General features: G+C 73.6%; 17 protein-coding genes. 3 read left to right on the top strand and 14 right to left on the bottom strand.

All coding sequences use genetic code 11. From position 1 onward, the window contains the following. Positions 1–2 precede the first annotated feature (2 nt). On the top strand, positions 3–1,925 hold the full coding sequence (locus WCD74_RS26000; RefSeq protein WP_337697806.1) for an acetoacetate--CoA ligase: 1,923 nt from the start codon (positions 3–5) through the stop codon (positions 1,923–1,925). Here WCD74_RS26000 and WCD74_RS26005 read toward each other — a convergent pair. After that, complete coding sequence (locus WCD74_RS26005) at positions 1,905–2,429, bottom strand: MarR family winged helix-turn-helix transcriptional regulator (protein WP_337697807.1); 525 nt, start codon at positions 2,427–2,429, stop codon at positions 1,905–1,907. The two genes, WCD74_RS26000 and WCD74_RS26005, sit on opposite strands and share 21 nt — an antisense overlap. 93 nt (positions 2,430–2,522) lie before the next feature. Here WCD74_RS26005 and WCD74_RS26010 point away from each other — a divergent pair, with 93 nt between their 5' ends. Next, complete coding sequence (locus WCD74_RS26010; RefSeq protein WP_337697808.1) at positions 2,523–3,461, top strand: NADP-dependent oxidoreductase; 939 nt, start codon at positions 2,523–2,525, stop codon at positions 3,459–3,461. A gap of 13 nt (positions 3,462–3,474) precedes the next feature. Here the strand turns inward: WCD74_RS26010 and WCD74_RS26015 are convergent, their stop codons facing one another. The 3 genes from WCD74_RS26015 to WCD74_RS26025 form a co-directional block, all read right to left on the bottom strand. Next, positions 3,475–3,876 (bottom strand): OsmC family protein, encoded by a 402-nt coding sequence (locus WCD74_RS26015; RefSeq protein ID WP_337697809.1) that lies wholly within the window; start codon positions 3,874–3,876, stop codon positions 3,475–3,477. A gap of 92 nt (positions 3,877–3,968) precedes the next feature. Further along, positions 3,969–4,760: an enoyl-CoA hydratase/isomerase family protein gene (locus WCD74_RS26020; RefSeq protein ID WP_337697810.1), complete on the bottom strand. Its 792-nt coding sequence runs from the start codon at positions 4,758–4,760 to the stop codon at positions 3,969–3,971. Next, complete coding sequence (locus tag WCD74_RS26025) at positions 4,747–6,291, bottom strand: acyl-CoA synthetase (protein WP_337697811.1); 1,545 nt, start codon at positions 6,289–6,291, stop codon at positions 4,747–4,749. Before WCD74_RS26025 ends, WCD74_RS26020 begins: the two co-directional genes overlap by 14 nt. A gap of 86 nt (positions 6,292–6,377) precedes the next feature. Here WCD74_RS26025 and WCD74_RS26030 point away from each other — a divergent pair, with 86 nt between their 5' ends. Next, a complete protein-coding gene (locus tag WCD74_RS26030; RefSeq protein WP_337697812.1) occupies positions 6,378–7,013 on the top strand; it encodes a TetR/AcrR family transcriptional regulator in 636 nt (211 codons plus the stop codon). Here the strand turns inward: WCD74_RS26030 and WCD74_RS26035 are convergent. The 10 genes from WCD74_RS26035 to WCD74_RS26080 all read right to left on the bottom strand — a co-directional run bounded on the left by WCD74_RS26035 (position 6,962) and on the right by WCD74_RS26080 (position 16,001). Next, positions 6,962–8,521 carry an FAD-dependent monooxygenase gene (locus tag WCD74_RS26035; protein ID WP_337697813.1) on the bottom strand — a complete coding sequence of 520 codons (1,560 nt, stop codon included), beginning with the start codon at positions 8,519–8,521 and terminating at the stop codon, positions 6,962–6,964. The genes WCD74_RS26030 and WCD74_RS26035 overlap by 52 nt on opposite strands. Next, positions 8,518–9,309 (bottom strand): PrsW family intramembrane metalloprotease, encoded by a 792-nt coding sequence (locus WCD74_RS26040; protein ID WP_337697814.1) that lies wholly within the window; start codon positions 9,307–9,309, stop codon positions 8,518–8,520. Before WCD74_RS26040 ends, WCD74_RS26035 begins: the two co-directional genes overlap by 4 nt. After that, positions 9,306–10,535, bottom strand: a complete 1,230-nt coding sequence (locus WCD74_RS26045) for an alpha/beta hydrolase family protein (RefSeq protein WP_337697815.1) — start codon at positions 10,533–10,535, stop codon at positions 9,306–9,308. The genes WCD74_RS26040 and WCD74_RS26045 overlap by 4 nt, the downstream gene beginning before the upstream one ends. A gap of 8 nt (positions 10,536–10,543) precedes the next feature. Continuing rightward, positions 10,544–10,798: a hypothetical protein gene (locus WCD74_RS26050; protein WP_337697816.1), complete on the bottom strand. Its 255-nt coding sequence runs from the start codon at positions 10,796–10,798 to the stop codon at positions 10,544–10,546. Then, on the bottom strand, positions 10,799–11,614 hold the full coding sequence (locus tag WCD74_RS26055; protein WP_337697817.1) for an alpha/beta fold hydrolase: 816 nt from the start codon (positions 11,612–11,614) through the stop codon (positions 10,799–10,801). Then, the gene (locus WCD74_RS26060) at positions 11,611–12,150 is read right to left on the bottom strand and encodes a hypothetical protein (protein ID WP_337697818.1); all 540 of its coding nucleotides are present in this window, start codon (positions 12,148–12,150) and stop codon (positions 11,611–11,613) included. Before WCD74_RS26060 ends, WCD74_RS26055 begins: the two co-directional genes overlap by 4 nt. 71 nt (positions 12,151–12,221) lie before the next feature. Beyond that, the gene (locus WCD74_RS26065; protein ID WP_337697819.1) at positions 12,222–13,442 is read right to left on the bottom strand and encodes an alpha/beta hydrolase family protein; all 1,221 of its coding nucleotides are present in this window, start codon (positions 13,440–13,442) and stop codon (positions 12,222–12,224) included. Positions 13,443–13,469: 27 nt separating this feature from the next. Next, positions 13,470–13,946, bottom strand: coding sequence for a hypothetical protein (locus WCD74_RS26070; RefSeq protein ID WP_337697820.1), 477 nt, complete (start codon positions 13,944–13,946; stop codon positions 13,470–13,472). A gap of 22 nt (positions 13,947–13,968) precedes the next feature. Beyond that, entirely contained in the window at positions 13,969–14,595 is a 627-nt protein-coding gene (locus tag WCD74_RS26075) for a DUF3159 domain-containing protein (RefSeq protein WP_337697821.1), read from the bottom strand. A gap of 107 nt (positions 14,596–14,702) precedes the next feature. Further along, positions 14,703–16,001 (bottom strand): Ig-like domain-containing protein, encoded by a 1,299-nt coding sequence (locus tag WCD74_RS26080; RefSeq protein WP_337697822.1) that lies wholly within the window; start codon positions 15,999–16,001, stop codon positions 14,703–14,705. Positions 16,002–16,023: the final 22 nt, after the last annotated feature.

Consider the following 16,023-nt stretch of genomic DNA (forward strand, 5'->3'; position numbering starts at 1 on the left):
CGATGACCGTGATCCGAGACGCCGCGCCCCTCGACGGGACCGCCCTGGGTGCGTTCCTCGCGGGACTCGACCGGCACTTCGAGTCCTACGCGGACCTGCACCGCTGGTCCGTCGAGGATCTCGAGGGCTTCTGGACGGCGGTCCGCGACCACTTCGCCGTCGGGGGCCTGTCCGACGAGGTGCTCGCGTCGCGGGAGATGCCGGGCGCGACGTGGTTCCCGGGCAGCGCGATCAACTACGCCGAACACCTGCTGCGTGGCGACGCCGACGCGACCGCGCTGATCGCCTGGTCCCAGACCCGGGAGAAGCAGGAGGTGACCTACGGCGAGCTGGCCGACCGGGTCGCGCGGTGCCGCGCCGGTCTGGTGCGCCTCGGCGTCGGGCGCGACGACCGGGTGGTCGGCTTCCTGCCCAACATCGGCGAGGCGGTCGTCGCCTACCTCGCCTGCGCCTCGCTCGGCGCGGTCTGGGCCTCGTGCGCCCCGGAGTTCGGGGCCCGCAGCGTGATCGACCGCTTCGCCCAGGTCGAGCCGACCGTCCTGCTGACGATCGGCGGCTACGTCTACGGGGACAAGCCGATCGACAAGTCCGCCGACGTCGCGACGATCCGCGCCGGGTTGCCGACCCTGCGCCACGTCGTGGCGGTGCCCTACGGCGACGTCGAGGTGCCGGACGCCCTGGCCTGGGACGACCTGCTGGCCGAGCCGGGCGAGCTCGCGTTCGAGCCGGTGCCGTTCGACCACCCGCTGACCGTGCTGTTCTCCTCCGGGACGACCGGCCTGCCCAAGGCGATCGTCCACGGGCACGGCGGCATCCTGCTCGAGCACCTCAAGAACCACTCGCTCGCGCTGGACCTGCGCCCCGGCGACCGGTTCTGCTGGTTCACCACCACCGCCTGGACGATGTGGCCGATCCTGGTCTCGGGCCTGCTGTGCCGGGCCGCGATCGTGCTGGTCGACGGCAACTTCCTGTACCCCGACCTCGGCGAGCAGTGGCGGATCGCCGCCGACGCCCGCCTGACCCACCTCGGCACCAGCCCCGGCTACCTCATGGCGTGCCGCAAGGCCGGCGTCGAGCCGCGGGCGGTGGGCGACCTGTCGTCGTTGCGGGTCCTCGGTATCACCGGCTCCCCCCTTCCCGACGACGGGTTCGACTGGGCGGCCGAGCAGCTCGGCGACGGCGTGCTGGTGAACTCGATGAGCGGCGGCACCGACGTCTGCTCCGGGTTCGTCGCCGGCAACCCCTGGCTGCCGGTCTACCGCGGCGAGCTCGCGGGGCCGTGCCTCGGCGTCGACGTCACCGTGTTCGACGAGTCCGGGCGCGAGGTCGTCGACGAGGTCGGCGAGCTCGTGATCCGCCGTCCGATGCCGTCGATGCCGGTGCGGTTCTGGAACGACCCGGGCGACGAGCGCTACCGCGAGTCCTACTTCGACGAGTTCCCCGGTGTGTGGCGGCACGGGGACTGGGCGATCCGGACCTCGCGCGGGAGCTTCGTCATCACCGGGCGCTCCGACGCCACGCTCAACCGCGGCGGTGTCCGGCTCGGGACGGCGGAGTTCTACAGCGTCGTCGAGGACCTCCCCGAGGTGGCCGACGCGCTGGTCGTGCACCTGGAGGCCTCCGACGGCGGGCCGGGGCAGCTGATGCTGTTCGTCGTCGTCGCCGGGGGAGGGGAGCTCGACGACGCCCTGCTCGGTCGGATCCGGGGCGCGCTGCGCTCCGAGCTGTCCCCGCGCCACCTGCCGGACGTGATCGAGGCGGTGCCGGCCGTGCCGCGCACGATGACCGGCAAGAAGCTGGAGAAGCCCGTGAAGCAGATCCTCCGGGGTCGGCCGGTCGAGGAGGTCGCGAGCCCGGGTGCGGTCGACGACCCGTCCGCGCTCACGGCGTTCGCGGAACGGGCGTCACGTCACCCCGGGGTGTGACGGACCGGTCCGGCCGCGTCGCCGTCGGGGGGCCGCCGACCGCGGGGGCGCCGCGCGCATGTGGTCGCGGACCGGCTCGAGGATGCGGGTCAGGGCGTCGGCGTCGTGGGAGAGCGGTTCGAAGAGCATCCTCGTGACCACCTCCTCGTGGCCGGGGAGCACGGTGCCGACCAGCGCCCGCCCGGCGTCGGTCACGGAGATGACCACGCTGCGCTCGTCGTCGGGAGACGGGACGCGGGCGACGAGGCCGTCGCGCTCGAGCTTGTCCGCCTGGTAGGTCAGGCCGCTGCGGCTGATGACGATCGAGTCGGCCAGGTCGGTCATGCGGGCGCTGCCGCTCGGGGCCAGCTGCAGGCGCCGCAGGATCTGGAACTGGACGAAGGTCAGCCCGCCGTCCTCGCGCAGCTGCGCCTCGATCGCGTGGCGCAGCAGGCTCGACACCTCGACCAGCGCGAAGTAGGCGCCGAGCTGGACCGGGTCGACGGCGTGGGAGGGATCGGGCACGGGGGACCGGTACCCGAGTACTTCGGCATCGAAGCAGCGAGTGGTAGCTTCGAAATCGAAGCACATCGGCTCCACGACCAGGAGGCTCCCGCCGTGAAGGCAGTCCGGTTCCACGAGTTCGGCGGTCCCGAGGTGTTGCAGGTGGACGAGGTGGACCGGCCGGAGCCGGGGGCCGGCGAGGTCCGGATCCGCACCGCGGGCTCCACGTTCAACCTCGTCGACGACGGCATCCGCGGCGGCTACCTGCAGGGCCCCTTCCCGGTGACCCTGCCGCACGTCCCGGGCGTGGAGATCGCCGGCACGGTCGACGCCGTCGGTCCGGGGGTGCAGGGGCTCGAGGTCGGCCAGGAGGTCGTCGGGTTCCTGCCCATGGTCGCCGACGGGTCCGCGGCGGAGTACGCGATCGCCCCGGCCGAGGTGCTGACCCGCGCGCCCGCCGGGGTCCCGCTCGCCGACGCGGCCGCGCTGCCGATGGTCGGGCTGACGGCGTGGCAGGCGCTGTTCGAGCAGGCCGGGCTGACGTCCGGTCAGCGCCTCCTGGTCCACGGGGCCGGCGGGGCGGTCGGTGGGTACGCGGTGCAGCTCGCGCACGGCGCGGGGGCGCACTTGATCGCCGTCGGCAGCCCCCGCAGCAGCGACCGCCTGCGCCGGCTCGGGGCGGACGAGGTCGTCGACCACACCGCCACGGAGGTGACGGCCGCGGTCACCGAGCCGGTGGACGTGCTGCTCAACCTGGCCTCGGTCCCCGCCGACGAGCTCGCGACGCTGACCCGCCTGGTCCGCGACGGCGGCATCGTCGTGAACACCGTGCCCGGCACGCCGTCCCCGGGCGACGAGAGCCGCGGAGTGCGCGCGGCGGGCGTGTTCGTGCGCAGCGACGCCGAGCAGCTGGCGCGGCTGGTCGGCATGGTCGAACGCGGGGAGCTCGAGATCGGCGTCGACCGCCGCGTCACCCTCGACGACCTCGCCTCGGTCCACGCCGAGGCCGACGCCGGCACCCTGCGCGGCAAGGTGGTCGTCACCCCGGCCTGAGCCCGTCCGTGCCTCAGGGATGCACGTCGAGCCGGGTGACGATCGTGATCCCGTCGCGCAGCAGGACGGTGACCGGGGTGCTGTCGACGACCCCCGCGAGCTGCTCGCGCAGGTCGGCGTCGAGCGCGGCGCGCACCCCGACCCGGCGGTGCAGGGTCGGGGGCCGGCCCGCGGAGAAGCCGACGTCGACCTCCACGTCCTGCACCGTCACCTGCCACCGCTCGAGGAAGGTCCGCACCGACATCGCCGTGCAGGCGGAGAGCGACGCCGCGAGCAGCCCGAAGGTGCTCACCCCGTCGGGCTCGGACTCGTGGTCGGGCACCAGGCAGGCGATGTCCTGGCCGTTGACGTCGAGCGACACCGTGCGGGTCCCGTCGCACGCGAGCGAGCCGCGCGCCCAGACCGGAGCGTCCATGGCGACAGCCTGACACGGTGGGCGGCGGCCCTCGACGAGCGGACCCGCACGGGGCCGACGGGCACCTCCCGGGCCCCGTGAGGGTCTGGTGATCACGCGGGTGGGCGAGTGCCGCTCCCGAACACCGGCCGGCGCTTCGCGAGGAAGGCCGCGATGCCCTCCCGGCCGTCCGCGGACGCTCCACGGGCGTACAGCGCCGCCGACTCCCGGTCGAGCTGCTCGTCCAGGGTCGCGTCCGGGCTCGTCGCGACGAGGTGCTTGATCGCGCCCAGCGACCCGGTCGACCCGCGCAGGGCCGCCTCGACGTACTCGTCGACGGCGGCGTCGAGCCCGGACGCCGGGACGACCCGGTTCAGGAGTCCCCACGCCACGGCGGTCGCGGCGTCGAGGCGGCGGTTCGTCAGGGCGAGCTCGAAGGTCCGCCGCTCCCCGATGCGGCGGGGGAGGAAGTACGAGGCGCCGCCGTCGGGGGAGAGGCCGGCCGCGCCGTAGGCGAAGACGAAGCTCGCCTCCTCCGCGGCCACCGCGATGTCGGCGGCCGCCACCAGCGACAGGCCGGCGCCGGCCGCCACCCCCTGGACCCGCGCGATCACCGGGGCGTCCGCCGCCGCGAGCGCCCGGACCGCGACGTGGAACGCTTCCGCGGTCTCCTGCAGTCGCGGAGCGGGGTCGCCGGTGAACGACGACAGGTCACCCCCGGCGCAGAAGAACCGACCGGTGCTGCGCAGGACGATCACCCTGGCGTCCGCGGCCTGCTGTGCGGCGGCGCCCAGGGCGGTCGCGGTCGCGACGTCGATGCTGTTCGAGGCCTCGGGACGGTTGAGCTCGACGACCGCGACCCCGCGGTCGTCGACGGTCAGCCGGACGGGCTCAGGAGACGCCACGCCCGGCAGTCTCCCAGTACGGCGCCCGGAGCTCCCGCTTGAGGATCTTCCCGGCGCCCGAGATCGGCAGGGCCTCGACGAACTCCACGCTGCGCGGGCACTTGTATCCGGCGATCAGCGCGCGACAGTGGTCCCGCAGCTCCTCCGCGGTGGCCGACGCCCCCGGCGCGGTGACGACGACCGCGTGCACCCGCTCGCCCCACTGCTCGTCCGGCACGCCGATCACGGCGCAGCTGCTGACGGCGGGATGGCGGGCCAGTGCGTTCTCGACCTCGGCGGAGTACACGTTCTCCCCGCCCGACACGATCATGTCCTTGATGCGGTCGACGACGAACAGGTAGCCGTGCTCGTCGAGGAAGCCGCCGTCCCCGGTGTGCATCCACCCGCCGCGCAGTGCGGTGGCGGTCTCCTCGGGGCGGTTCCAGTAGCCCAGCATGACGTGCGGACCCCGCGAGACGATCTCGCCGACGGTGCCGGGCGGCACGTCCCGGTCCTCGTCGTCGACGACCCGGACCTCGCTGTGCGGGGCGGCCCGGCCGGCGGAGCGCCGCAGCCCGTCGCGGCCGTGGTCGTCCGGGGTGAGGATCGTGCACACCGGCGACAGCTCGGTCATGCCGTAGAGCTGGGTGAACTCGGCGGTGGGGAGGCGCTTGGCCGCCCGGTCCAGGACGGCCTCGCTGATCGGGCTCGCGCCGTACACGACGCGCTGGAAGCTGGACAGGTCGTACGACGCGGCGTCCGGCGAGTCGACCAGCATCTGAATCATCGTCGGGACCAGCAGTGCGTCGGTGACCTCGTGCTCCGCGACGGCGGCGGCCACCCCGACCGGGTCGAACCCGGGGACGATCACGTGCGTGCCGCCGACGAGGTTGCGCGCCACCCAGGCCGCCCCGTCGGCGAGGTGGAACATCGGCGCGGTGTGCAAGAGCCGCCCGCCCGGCACCAGGAAGTGCTCGGTGGCCGCGGTGCCGAGCGCGGAGCTCATCAGGTTGGCGTGGCTCAGCATGACGCCCTTGGGGCGCCCGGTCGTGCCGCCGGTGTAGTAGATCGCGGCGAGGTCGTCCCCGCCGCGCAGCGCGTCCGGCACCGGGTCGTGCCGCGCGATCAGGTCCTCGTAGGCGAGCTCGCCGTCGGGGGCGTCGTCCCCGACGTGGATGACGGCCCCGACGCCGGGTGCGCGCTCGAGGATGCCGGGGACCAGGTCACGGAAGGTGTGCTCGACGATCAGGACCCGGGTGCCGGAGTCGGCCAGGGAGAAGGCGATCTCCTCGACGCTCCAGCGGGTGTTGACAGGGACGGTCACGCCACCCGACCACGGCACCGCCAGCTGGACCTCGTGGTAGTCGTCCCGGTTGAGCGACAGGATCGCGACGCGGTCGCCGGCCTCGACGCCCAGCGAGTGCAGGGCGGCGGCGAAGCGCGCGACGCGGTCCCGGCTCTCCCGCCACGTGCGGGTGCGGGCGCCGAACACGGTGGCGGCGAGGTCGGGGGTCTGCTGGGCCGCACGGGCCAGCCCCTGGGTCAGGCGCATCGGTCACCTCTTCGTCGAGAGGACTACAACCTCACATCACGCCCCGAACTAGTCAAGGCGTACTAGTCAGCAGGTACGGTGACGCGGTGCCGGCTTCCACGAACGCCCCGCTCCCGGTGCAGCAGCGCGCATGGGAGACCCGCGAGCGCATCCTGGAGGCCGCGGTCACCTGCCTGGCCGAGGACGGGTACGCGGCGGCGACCACCTCCCGCATCCAGGCACGGTCCGGGGTGTCGCGCGGCAGCCTGCTCCACCAGTTCCCGTCCCGGGAGGACCTGCTCATCGCCGCGGTGCAGCACCTCGCGGCCGCGCGCACCGCCACGCTCGACGCCCCGCCGTTCGAGCGCGGTGACGTGGACGCCTCGATCGACGCGCTGTGGAACTCCCACCACGGGACGCTGTTCGCGGCGACCCTCGAACTGTGGGTGGCCGCCAAGAACCACCCCGACCTGGCGACCGCCCTGGCCCCCCGTGAGCACGAGCTGGGCCGGGCGATCCGGGGCGCCGTCGCCGAGATGTTCGGCCCGGAGATCGCGGGCCGGCCGTGGTTCGCCGACTTCGTCTCCGTCCTGCTCACCAGCCTCCGCGGCGCGGCCCTGACCTACACGTTCGCGGCCCGCGACCACGCCCTCGACCCCCTGCTCGACGTGTGGAAGCGGCTGGTCCGCCTCTACCTCGCGAGCGACGAGGGAGCGGCGAGGTGGAGGGTCTCCGTCAGGTAGCGGCGCAGGTGCTCGGGCGCGGCGGTGTCGGCGACGAGCCCGAGGTAGCCGTCCGGCCGGACGAGGGCGATCCCCTCGGCGCCGAACCCGTAGTGCCGTCGCAGGAGCCCGTCGGACTCGGCGAGCTCCACGACGGTGCCGAGGTCGCCCAGGCCGTGGCGCAGCTCGTCGACCCGGGCCGGGTCGTCGCACCGGACCAGGGCGAGGAACCCGGGGGTGGTCGCCAGGTCCTCGACGGCGACCGTCGTGCCGTCGTGCCGGGTCAGCCCGGCCGGATCGGGGGCGTGGTCGCCCGCCCGCGCCGCGCCGTGGTGGTGCGGGGCGTGCTGGACCGAGAGGACGCTGTCGCGGTAGGAGACGGTGACCTCGGTCGTCTTCGCAGCGACGGCGTCGGCGACCCGGCGGACGTGGCCCACGAGGTGGAGCGCGAGGTCCCGCACGGCGGCCTCCGGACCGGTCGCGGTGCCGACGGCGGTGAGCGCGGTGGTGGTCCGGACGACGTCCGCGCCCACGGGATGGCGTTCGTCGTGGTAGGTGTCCAGCAGGCGCGCGTCCGCCCCGCCCCGGGCGACCGTCGCCAGTTTCCAGGCGAGGTTCGCGGCGTCCTGGATGCCGGTGTTCATGCCCTGCGCGCCCGCCGGGCTGTGGATGTGGGCGGCGTCGCCGGCCAGGAACACCCGCCCGTGCCGGTAGCGGGGGACCTGGGCGTGGTGGACCTCGAAGTAGGTCAGCCACCGCGGGTCCCGCAGGCGCACCCGGCCACCCATCCGCACGTCGGCCAGGGCCTGGACGTCCGCCAACGTCGGCGCCTCTGCCCCGGTGGGCGGCGGGTCGACGAGGAAGATGGTGCGGGCGCGACGGCCGGCGAGGGGGAAGAGCATCGCGATGCCCTCGTCGTGGGTGAACATGCGGATGGTGTCGGGCGAGAGGTCGGTGTCGACCTCGACGTCGGCCATCGCGAAGTGCTGCCCGTGGAAGCCACCCTCGAGCTGCGTCCCGAGCAGGTGCCGGGTGGTGCTGTGGCCGCCGTCCGCGCCCACCACCCAGCCGACGCGCCGGCGTTGCTCCCCGTCCGCCGCGCGCAGGGTGACCTCGACGCCGTCGTCGTCCTGCACCAGGGCCGTGAGCTCGACACCCCGTTCGACGACGACCCCCAGCTCGGCGGCACGTTCGGCCAGCACGGCCTCGGTGTCGGGCTGGGCGATGTCGAGCATGTAGCCGTGGCGGCTCGGCACGTGGTCGAAGTCCATCCGGGCGCGGGTGCGACCGGAGGCGCCGTCGAGCATCTCGAGCCCCCCGATCCGGCGCCCGCGTGCCTCCAGCCGGGGCAGCACGCCCAGGGCCGCGAGCATCTCGAGGCTGCGGGGGTGCACCCCGACCGCGCGGGACTCGGTCGTCGGCTCCTCGAGCCGGTCGACCACGCGCACCGCGACGCCGAGCCGGGCCAGCTGACAGGCGGTCGTCAGGCCCACGGGCCCGGCTCCCACCACCAGGACGTCGTCGGTCATCGGGCCTCGCTCTCGGTCGCGACACGACCCAGCCGGTGGGTCGTGAGGATCAGCAGTGTGAAGGCGACGACCGCCAGCACGACGTAGACGACCAGGCCGCCGACGGAGTCCCAGACCGTGTGCAGCACGACGGCGACGACGTAGGTGCCGAGGAACCACCACAGGCCGTGCCCGAGCCGGGCCCACCGCCACAGCGCGGCGGCGGTGAGCCCGGTCCACGCCATGTGGGCGGCCGGGCTGAGCAGCCCACGGATGAGCAGTTCCCCGTCGACGGCGGCGATGTTGCCGCGGGTCTGGACGAGCACGGTCAGCGCGTAGCCCATGGTCTCCAGCGCGGCGAATCCCGCACCGGAGGCGACGCCGAGGACCAGGCCGTTCGCCGGTCCGTGCCGGTAGCGGGCGACGACGAGCATCGCGGCCGGGACGATGAGCTTCGCGGCCTCCTCGATGATCGCGACGGCGAGCATCGGCAGGCCGCCGAGCCGCTGCATCGCGTCGTACTCGAGGGTCCCGGCGACGACGGTGCCGATCACGCCGCCGAGCAGGGCGGCCGCCACGATCGGGCCGGAACCGAGGTCGGTCGGGAGGCGGCGGCTCGCGACGAAGGTCAGGAACGCCGCCGGCACGACCGCGGCCCCGAGCAGGATCAGCGAGGGCAGGAAGTTCGGGTTCTGGGTCGCGACGAGGGTCCGGCGGACCAGCTCGAACAGCACGATCCCGACGACGAGGACGACGATCCAGGTCCAGCGGGCGACGCGCGGCGTTGCCGCCGTCCCGACCTGGCTCACACGGACCCGCCGTCGGGAACGGTCTCGTCGAGCCAGTCGAAGATGCGCTCGCCGCGCAGCGCCGGAGCCAGGGGCTCGCAGTGCCGGTCGGCGCCCTCGGCCGCGGTGAAGGACATCCGGGTGACCGGGCAGGTCAACGCCTCGGCGAGCCGGGCGGACTGCCCGGGCCAGAACTGCTCGTGCTCGGGGTCGGTGATCAGCACCGGACAGCGGATCGCTGCCATCTCCTCGGCGGTGAGCCGGTACGCGCGGGCGGCGGTGAAGAACTCGAAGGGCGAGGTGACCCCGTAGGGCCGCATCCGCCACGCGAGCATCGTGGCGAGGCCGCCGCGCGAGAACCGCAGGCCCCAGCCCATCTCCTTGTCGAACTTCGCCCGGTCGCCGGCGTCGAGGACCTTGCGCAGGAACCCGGGGAGGTTCGACGTCATGGCCGTGGAGACGTCCACCACGCCCGGGTCGACGACGGCGGCGGCCACCCGGTGCTCGTGCGCGATCGCCCGGGGCACCCAGAAGCCGCCCTGGCTCAGCCCCAGCACGGCGATGCGGTCGGGGTCGACGTCCGGGCGGGTGCCGACGTGGTCGATCAGCGGGGTGAGGACGGCCTCCCAGTCCGGGCGGAAGGGGATCCCCTGGCGGACCAGGGCGGCGTTCTGACCCGGCCCGTCGACGGTGACGACGGTCCAGCCGCGCCGGAGCGCGTCGACGGCGCAGTCGGTCCAGGCGCTGACCACGGAGCCGTCACTGCCGTTGACGAAGATCAGCGTGCGTCGCGGTCCGCTGCCCGGGGTGCCGAAGACGTACCCGGGCAGGGTGGTGTCCTCGTAGGGGACGGTGATGGGCTCGATCGCGGTCTCGCCGATCCGCGTGGTCAGCTCCGCGAACCGGTCCCAGGCGTCGCGGTGGTGCTCCCAGAGTCCGGTGAACACGTCGCTGGTGTCGGCGGAGTCGGTGGCCCGCGCGTAGTAGTTCGAGGCGCGCAGCCACCGGGCGGCCGCGGAGCGGAGGTGGCCGGAGGACTCGGCGGTGCGGGCCTCGTCGGCGACGCGGTCGGCGGTGGCGGTCCACTCGGCGACCCAGGCCTCGGGCTTGCCGTCGGGGATGCGGGCGATCGTCGTCAGGACCTCACCGACGTCCGCTGCCCCGTGGAGGACGGCGCCGAGGGTGCACTCGACCCCGAACTGGAACCCGTCGTCGGAGAAGAACGTGTGCTTCGCGCTCCTGCTCATCGTCGTCCTCAGCAGACCAGGCCGGCGGGGCAGCGGTTCGGGTCGAAGTGACCACTGGTCGGGGGCACGGTGGTCGGGGGCGCGGTGGTCGGGTGGTGCGTGGTCGCGCCGCCCCCCTCGCGGTGCTCGTGGCCGGACCCGCCCGAGACCGGTGCCTCGGGGGTCTGCGACGGGGCGCTGTCGGTGCACGCGGTCCCCAGAGTGAGGACCAGGGCGGCGAGGGGAGCCACGAGCCAGGCGGTGCGCCGGAGTCGGGAGGGCACTCAGGAACTCCTCGATCGGTGGGTGCTCGACGGGGCGAGCAGGGCGTCGGCGACCTCGTCCGGACGTTGCAGGGGGACGAGGTGCCGTGCGTCGCGCAGGACGTGAAGGGTCGCGTCGGGCAGCGCCTCGGCCATCTGAGCCATGTGCTCCGGGGTGGCCACGGCATCCAGCTCGGCGGCCACGACGTCGGTGGGGACGGCGACCCGCGACAGCTCGGACAGGTCGTCGAAGTGGGCGATCATCTCCAGCGCCTCCGCCCACCGCTCGACGTCGGCCGCGGCCAGCCAGGCGCGGACGGTGCCCGCCGCACCGCCGGGCTCGGCCCGTTCCTCGGCGGTGAACCACCGCCCGAGCAACGCGTCGAGGTCGGCGCCGCCGGCGCGCAGGGTCGTCGCGAGGTCGCCGAACGGAGGGAACGGCGACGCGCGGGTGCACACGAGCGACAGTCTTCGGACCCGGGCCGGGTGCTCGACGGCCATCCGCTGGGCGATCTCGCCGCCCCAGGAGTGGCCGACGACGTGGGCGTCGGGCAGGTCGAGGTGGTCCAGGACCGCGACGACGTCCGCCGCGAGCGTGGTGGCGTCGGGGACGGGCACGGCCGCTGCGCTCCCGTGCCCCCGGGCGTCGAAGCGCACCACCCGGTGGGAGGGCGACAACCGCGGGACCAGCGGGTCCCAGGCGCGCAGGTCCAGCGGGGTGCCGTGCACCAGGACGATCGCCGGACCACCGGGGTCGCCCTCGTCGACGACCCGTGTCCGGTACCCGGGGCGGACCTCGACGAGGTCGGCCGCCGCGCTCACGGGACCGCCGGTCATCCGGTCACCGGGATGGCGGGTGCGGCCGGCGTGCTCGACTGGGTCGTGCACTGCGCGTTCGGCGCGCAGGGCTCCAGGGTGAACGTGGCGGTCGGGCTGTCCCCGTGGTCGATCGCGATCGCGCCCGTGCTCATGCCGCCGGGAGTGCCGGTGAGGACCGCTGCGGACCAGTTGGCCGATACCCGGGGGTTGTCCGAGTACACCTTCAGGATCTGGCCGGTGCCCGCCGTCAGCGTCAGGTCCAGCTGAACACCGTTGCCCGTGTTGGTGGCTCGGAAGGTCCCCGCGGTGCCGTTCCTGACCACCGTCGGGTGGCCGGGCTCGACCGTGCCGCCGTTGTCGGCGGTCGCGGACTGCACAGTCAGGTCCGTGCCGCTGTTGTTCGTGAGGGTCTGCGTCAGCGAATAACTGCCACTGCCCCCGCCGAGGTCCTGGGGCGCGGGCGCCGGCTCCGACGAACAGCCGGCCAGGACGAGCGCAGCGGCGGCGGCGACCGCCGAAGCGAGCAGACGCACACGAGGTGCGGAAATCGACACAGTGTCATCGTTCCCGGTCCGGACGACAGCTGTCGTGGGCTGTCCGAGTGAATGGAACATCAGTGGCGACGTCACCTCGTCGCGCTCGGTTCGCCGAGGACGCCGTCGAGCCAGCGGAAGAGGCGCTCGTGGAACACGGCGCGCCCCGTCATCTCGCAATGCCCTGTGACGTCGTCGTCGCGACCGAACTCGACGTACTCGACGGGGCAGGTCAACGCGGCCGCGAGCTTCGGGGCGTCCGCGCTGATGTCGTCGCCGAGGGTGTGGCTGACGAAGGTCGGGCACCGCACCAGGTGCTCGCGGCCCTTCATCGTGTAGTCCCGGGCGAGCTCGATGAAGGCCATCGGGTCGTCGACGTCGTGCACCCACAGGTTCCGTCGCAGGGCCCAGCCGGCGGAGGGCTTGCGCATCGTCGACTCCATCGCCTTCTCCAGCACACCGAGGGCGAGGCGGTTGCCGTCGGGGAGCTGGTGGGCGAGGACGCCGGGTATGCGGGAGACGGTGGCGTCGTGGAGGTCGTACGGCCCGGAGTCCGCGACGCAGGCGGCGAGGCGGTGTTCCCCCGAGGCAGCGCGCGGCGCGGTGTAGCCGCCGAAGCTCCACCCGACGAGCACCAGCCGGTCGGCGTCCACCTCGGGCCGCGCCACCGCGACGTCGACGACCGGCGAGACCACGTTCTCCCAGTCCGGCCGGAACGGGATGCCCTGGTCGAGGATCACCGAGCCCTGTCCGGGCCCGTCGAAGGCCAGCACGTGGTAACCGCGCTCGAGGGCGGCGGCCGCGTTGGCGAAGTACAGCTCCTCGACGGTGCCGTCGTAGCCGTTGGTGAGGATCATCGTGGCCCGCGGCGTCCGGTCGTCCGGGTCGCCGGCGTGGAAGAAGTACCCGGGCAGCGTGGTGCCTTCGTAGGGGATCGCGAGGATTTCCGGCGGGGAGTCGAGCAGCGCCGCGCCCGCACGGAACGCGGCGGTCTGCCGGTGCGAGGCGTCCCGGAACCGCTCGTCGACCGGCGAACCCATAAGGAACAGGCCCGCCGTCCGGTAGTAGTTCGACGCCCGGAGGAAGCCCCCGCGCGCGGTGACGAGGTCCCCGACCTCCGACGCGGCGTGCGCGGCCGTCTCGGCGCGCTCCGCGGTGGCCAGCCACTCGCGGTACCAGAGCTCGCCGTCGGTCTTCGTGATCCGCCGAGCGGTGCCGATGCACTCGCCCAGCTCGGCGCCGCCGGACCGCACGTAGGCCAACGCGCGCACGAACTGGGCGTCGAAGAGGTCGTCGTCGAGGACGAGGTTCACGGTCGGTCTCCGTTCGCGTCGATCACGTCAGCCGCCGGTCCGCGTCATGTGGACCGATCCGGTGCGGGCGGTCGGGACGCCGCCGAAGGCGGGGACGTCGATCCGGATGTCCAGCGAGGTGAGCTGCGGGTAGCGCGCCATCACGTCGCGGGCGAGGTTGCCGAGGAACACCTCGTAGAAGTCGCCCTTGTCGGGGTAGCTGCGGACGTACGCGACCATGCCGTCGCGGATGTCCTGGAAGTAGGGGTACGTGTCGGCTGGCACGGCGTGGCCGGACGGGTCGAAGCCGGCCCCCTGCAGGCCGTCGCGGTAGACGTAGGACACGTGGAATGTGCTGCGCTGCCCGGGAAACTGGTGGTCGGTCTGCAGGTCGACGATCTCGAAGCCGAAACCGACCTGCGCGTGCAGGCCGGCTGCCGGAGCCTGAGCGGACGCCGTCCCGCAGGCCGTGAGGACGATCAGCAGGGCGATGCCGAGCAGGACGGCGGTCGGGCGTGACCTCATCGCTCGACGACGACGGAGTCGCTCACCGGGGCATCGCCTCGTGCGCGCCGTGGACGGGCGCGCCCTGCTCCTTCGGCGCCGTCCCCGAGACCGTCCCGGTGTACCGGACGGCGGCCCAGACCAGGAGTCCCGGCACGACCCAGTTGAAGATCAGGTCGACCGGCCGGTGCACGACCCCGGCGCCCGCACCGGGCTGGTCGAACAGTCCGGCCGCCGCATGACTGATCGACATCGCCAGGACCACGCCGCCCCAGGCCGCGCTGATCCGCCGGTTGATCGCCCGGAACTGCCCCGTGTGCCAGTACTCGCGGGGCACGGACTCCCGGGCGTACTGCTCGGTGAAGGGCATGACCGGCAGGGTCGCGAAGATGACCACGGCGAGGACGAACGCCGCCAGGGCGCGGCCGTACCCGGACAGCGCCGCATCGGCCGTGGGCACGGCGAAGGCGACGATCCCGAGTCCGAGGAAGACGACCGCGCCGGTGACCTCGAGCAGCTTGGGGGTCTCCCCGCGCAGCATCGACCGGACGATCAGGCCGACGGCGACGACCAGGGCCAACAGGCACGCCGTCCCGACCGCTCCCGGTCCGAACCGGTTGGCGGCCACGGTGAACACGATCCACGGGACGAAGCCCGTGAGGACCTTCATCAGCGACATAGAGTAAGCATCGACGGGTGAGAGCCGCGGCTCATCGGCCATCGGGGTGACGATGTGTCGGGTCCGGACGACTCGTTGCGGCAGTTGGCGGCGCAGCGTCACCCCATTGACGTGGTAGCGGTGTCCGCTGCGCCGATGGTGAACGTCGTCGGCTCGGTGCGGGACGGCATGAACCCGTTCCCGCCGCGGTGGTCGGCGGCGAGGCCGAACGTCCCGGTGCCGATGCGGTCGACGGGGATCGTGAAGGTCGCCTTCCCGTCGACGACGTCGGCCGACCCGATGCCGGCCATGTTCCCCGGCCAGGTCATGAGGAACTGCACCCGTCCGGATGCTGCCGACGGGAGGGTGGCCGTCGCGCGGAGCTCCTCGCCGGGCTGCAGCGTCGTCGACTCGAGCTCGATGCTCGGGGCGAACACCGTCACCGTCGTGGTGGCCGACTCGCCGGGGAGGTAGCGGGCGTCGCCGCGGTGGACGACGCGGAGCTCGTGCTCGCCCTCCGACAGCGGGACCGCCAGCCACCCGCGGCCGCCGTGCATCTCGACGGTGCCCACGACGCGGTCGCCCTCCATCACGTCGACGGGCCCCTCGGCGTAGGGCAGCGTCACCGTCAGCTCGGCGTCCGTCCCCGGGGTGACGTGGGTGAAGGGCGTGGTCACGACGGGACGCGCGGTCGGCTTCTGCACCGAGATGCCGCCCGACGACGTCCGCATCGCGGGGTACTGCGCGTCGCCGGAGTAGGCGGCGAGAACGGCCTGGTTGGACCCGGCCACGATCGCGCCGGGCGGGATGCGGAACGAGGCGCGCCCGTCCACGACGGGCGCCTCGCCGAGCTTCACGTGGTCGGCCCACGATCGCTCCCAGTAGAACTCGGCCGTGCCCGACGCGTCGGACGGCATCGCGACGGTGACGGTGCGGGCCTCGTCGCCGCTCGCCGGGGTGTCGCCCTTGTAGAGCGTCAGACCCGGACCGGTCGGCCGGTACTCCACCTTCGTGTCGCGGGGGTGCAGCGAGCCGACGGGCAGGCGCATCTGCGGCTTCCACTCCGACCACTGGTCGGTGTTCGCGCGCCAGAACCACTCGGTGGCGGCGTGACCGTCGATCGGGAACGTCGAGATGCCACGCGCCTCGGTCCACGGAGCGAGCGAGCTGCACGCGGCGCGGACCCGGTAGCCCTCGGTCGGGTACCGGCACTCCTCGACGAACTCCGAGGTGCACGACGAGACGGGCGGGTGTCCGGGGGCGGTCGAGCCGCGCTCCGGGATCTCGGGGATGCCGGCCTCGGCCGGCACCGCGAGTCCGACGAGCCCGGTGACGACGGCGGCGAGGACCAGGCCGGCGCGGCGCCGCCGCCGGGGACGTGGGGGAGGGGTGACGTCGACGTCCGTGTCGGCGGTCAAGGGAGGTCTCCTCTCGGGGCAC

It is taken from the genome of Actinomycetospora aurantiaca, from assembly GCF_037401875.1.
Taxonomy (GTDB): Bacteria; Actinomycetota; Actinomycetes; order Mycobacteriales; family Pseudonocardiaceae; genus Actinomycetospora; species Actinomycetospora aurantiaca.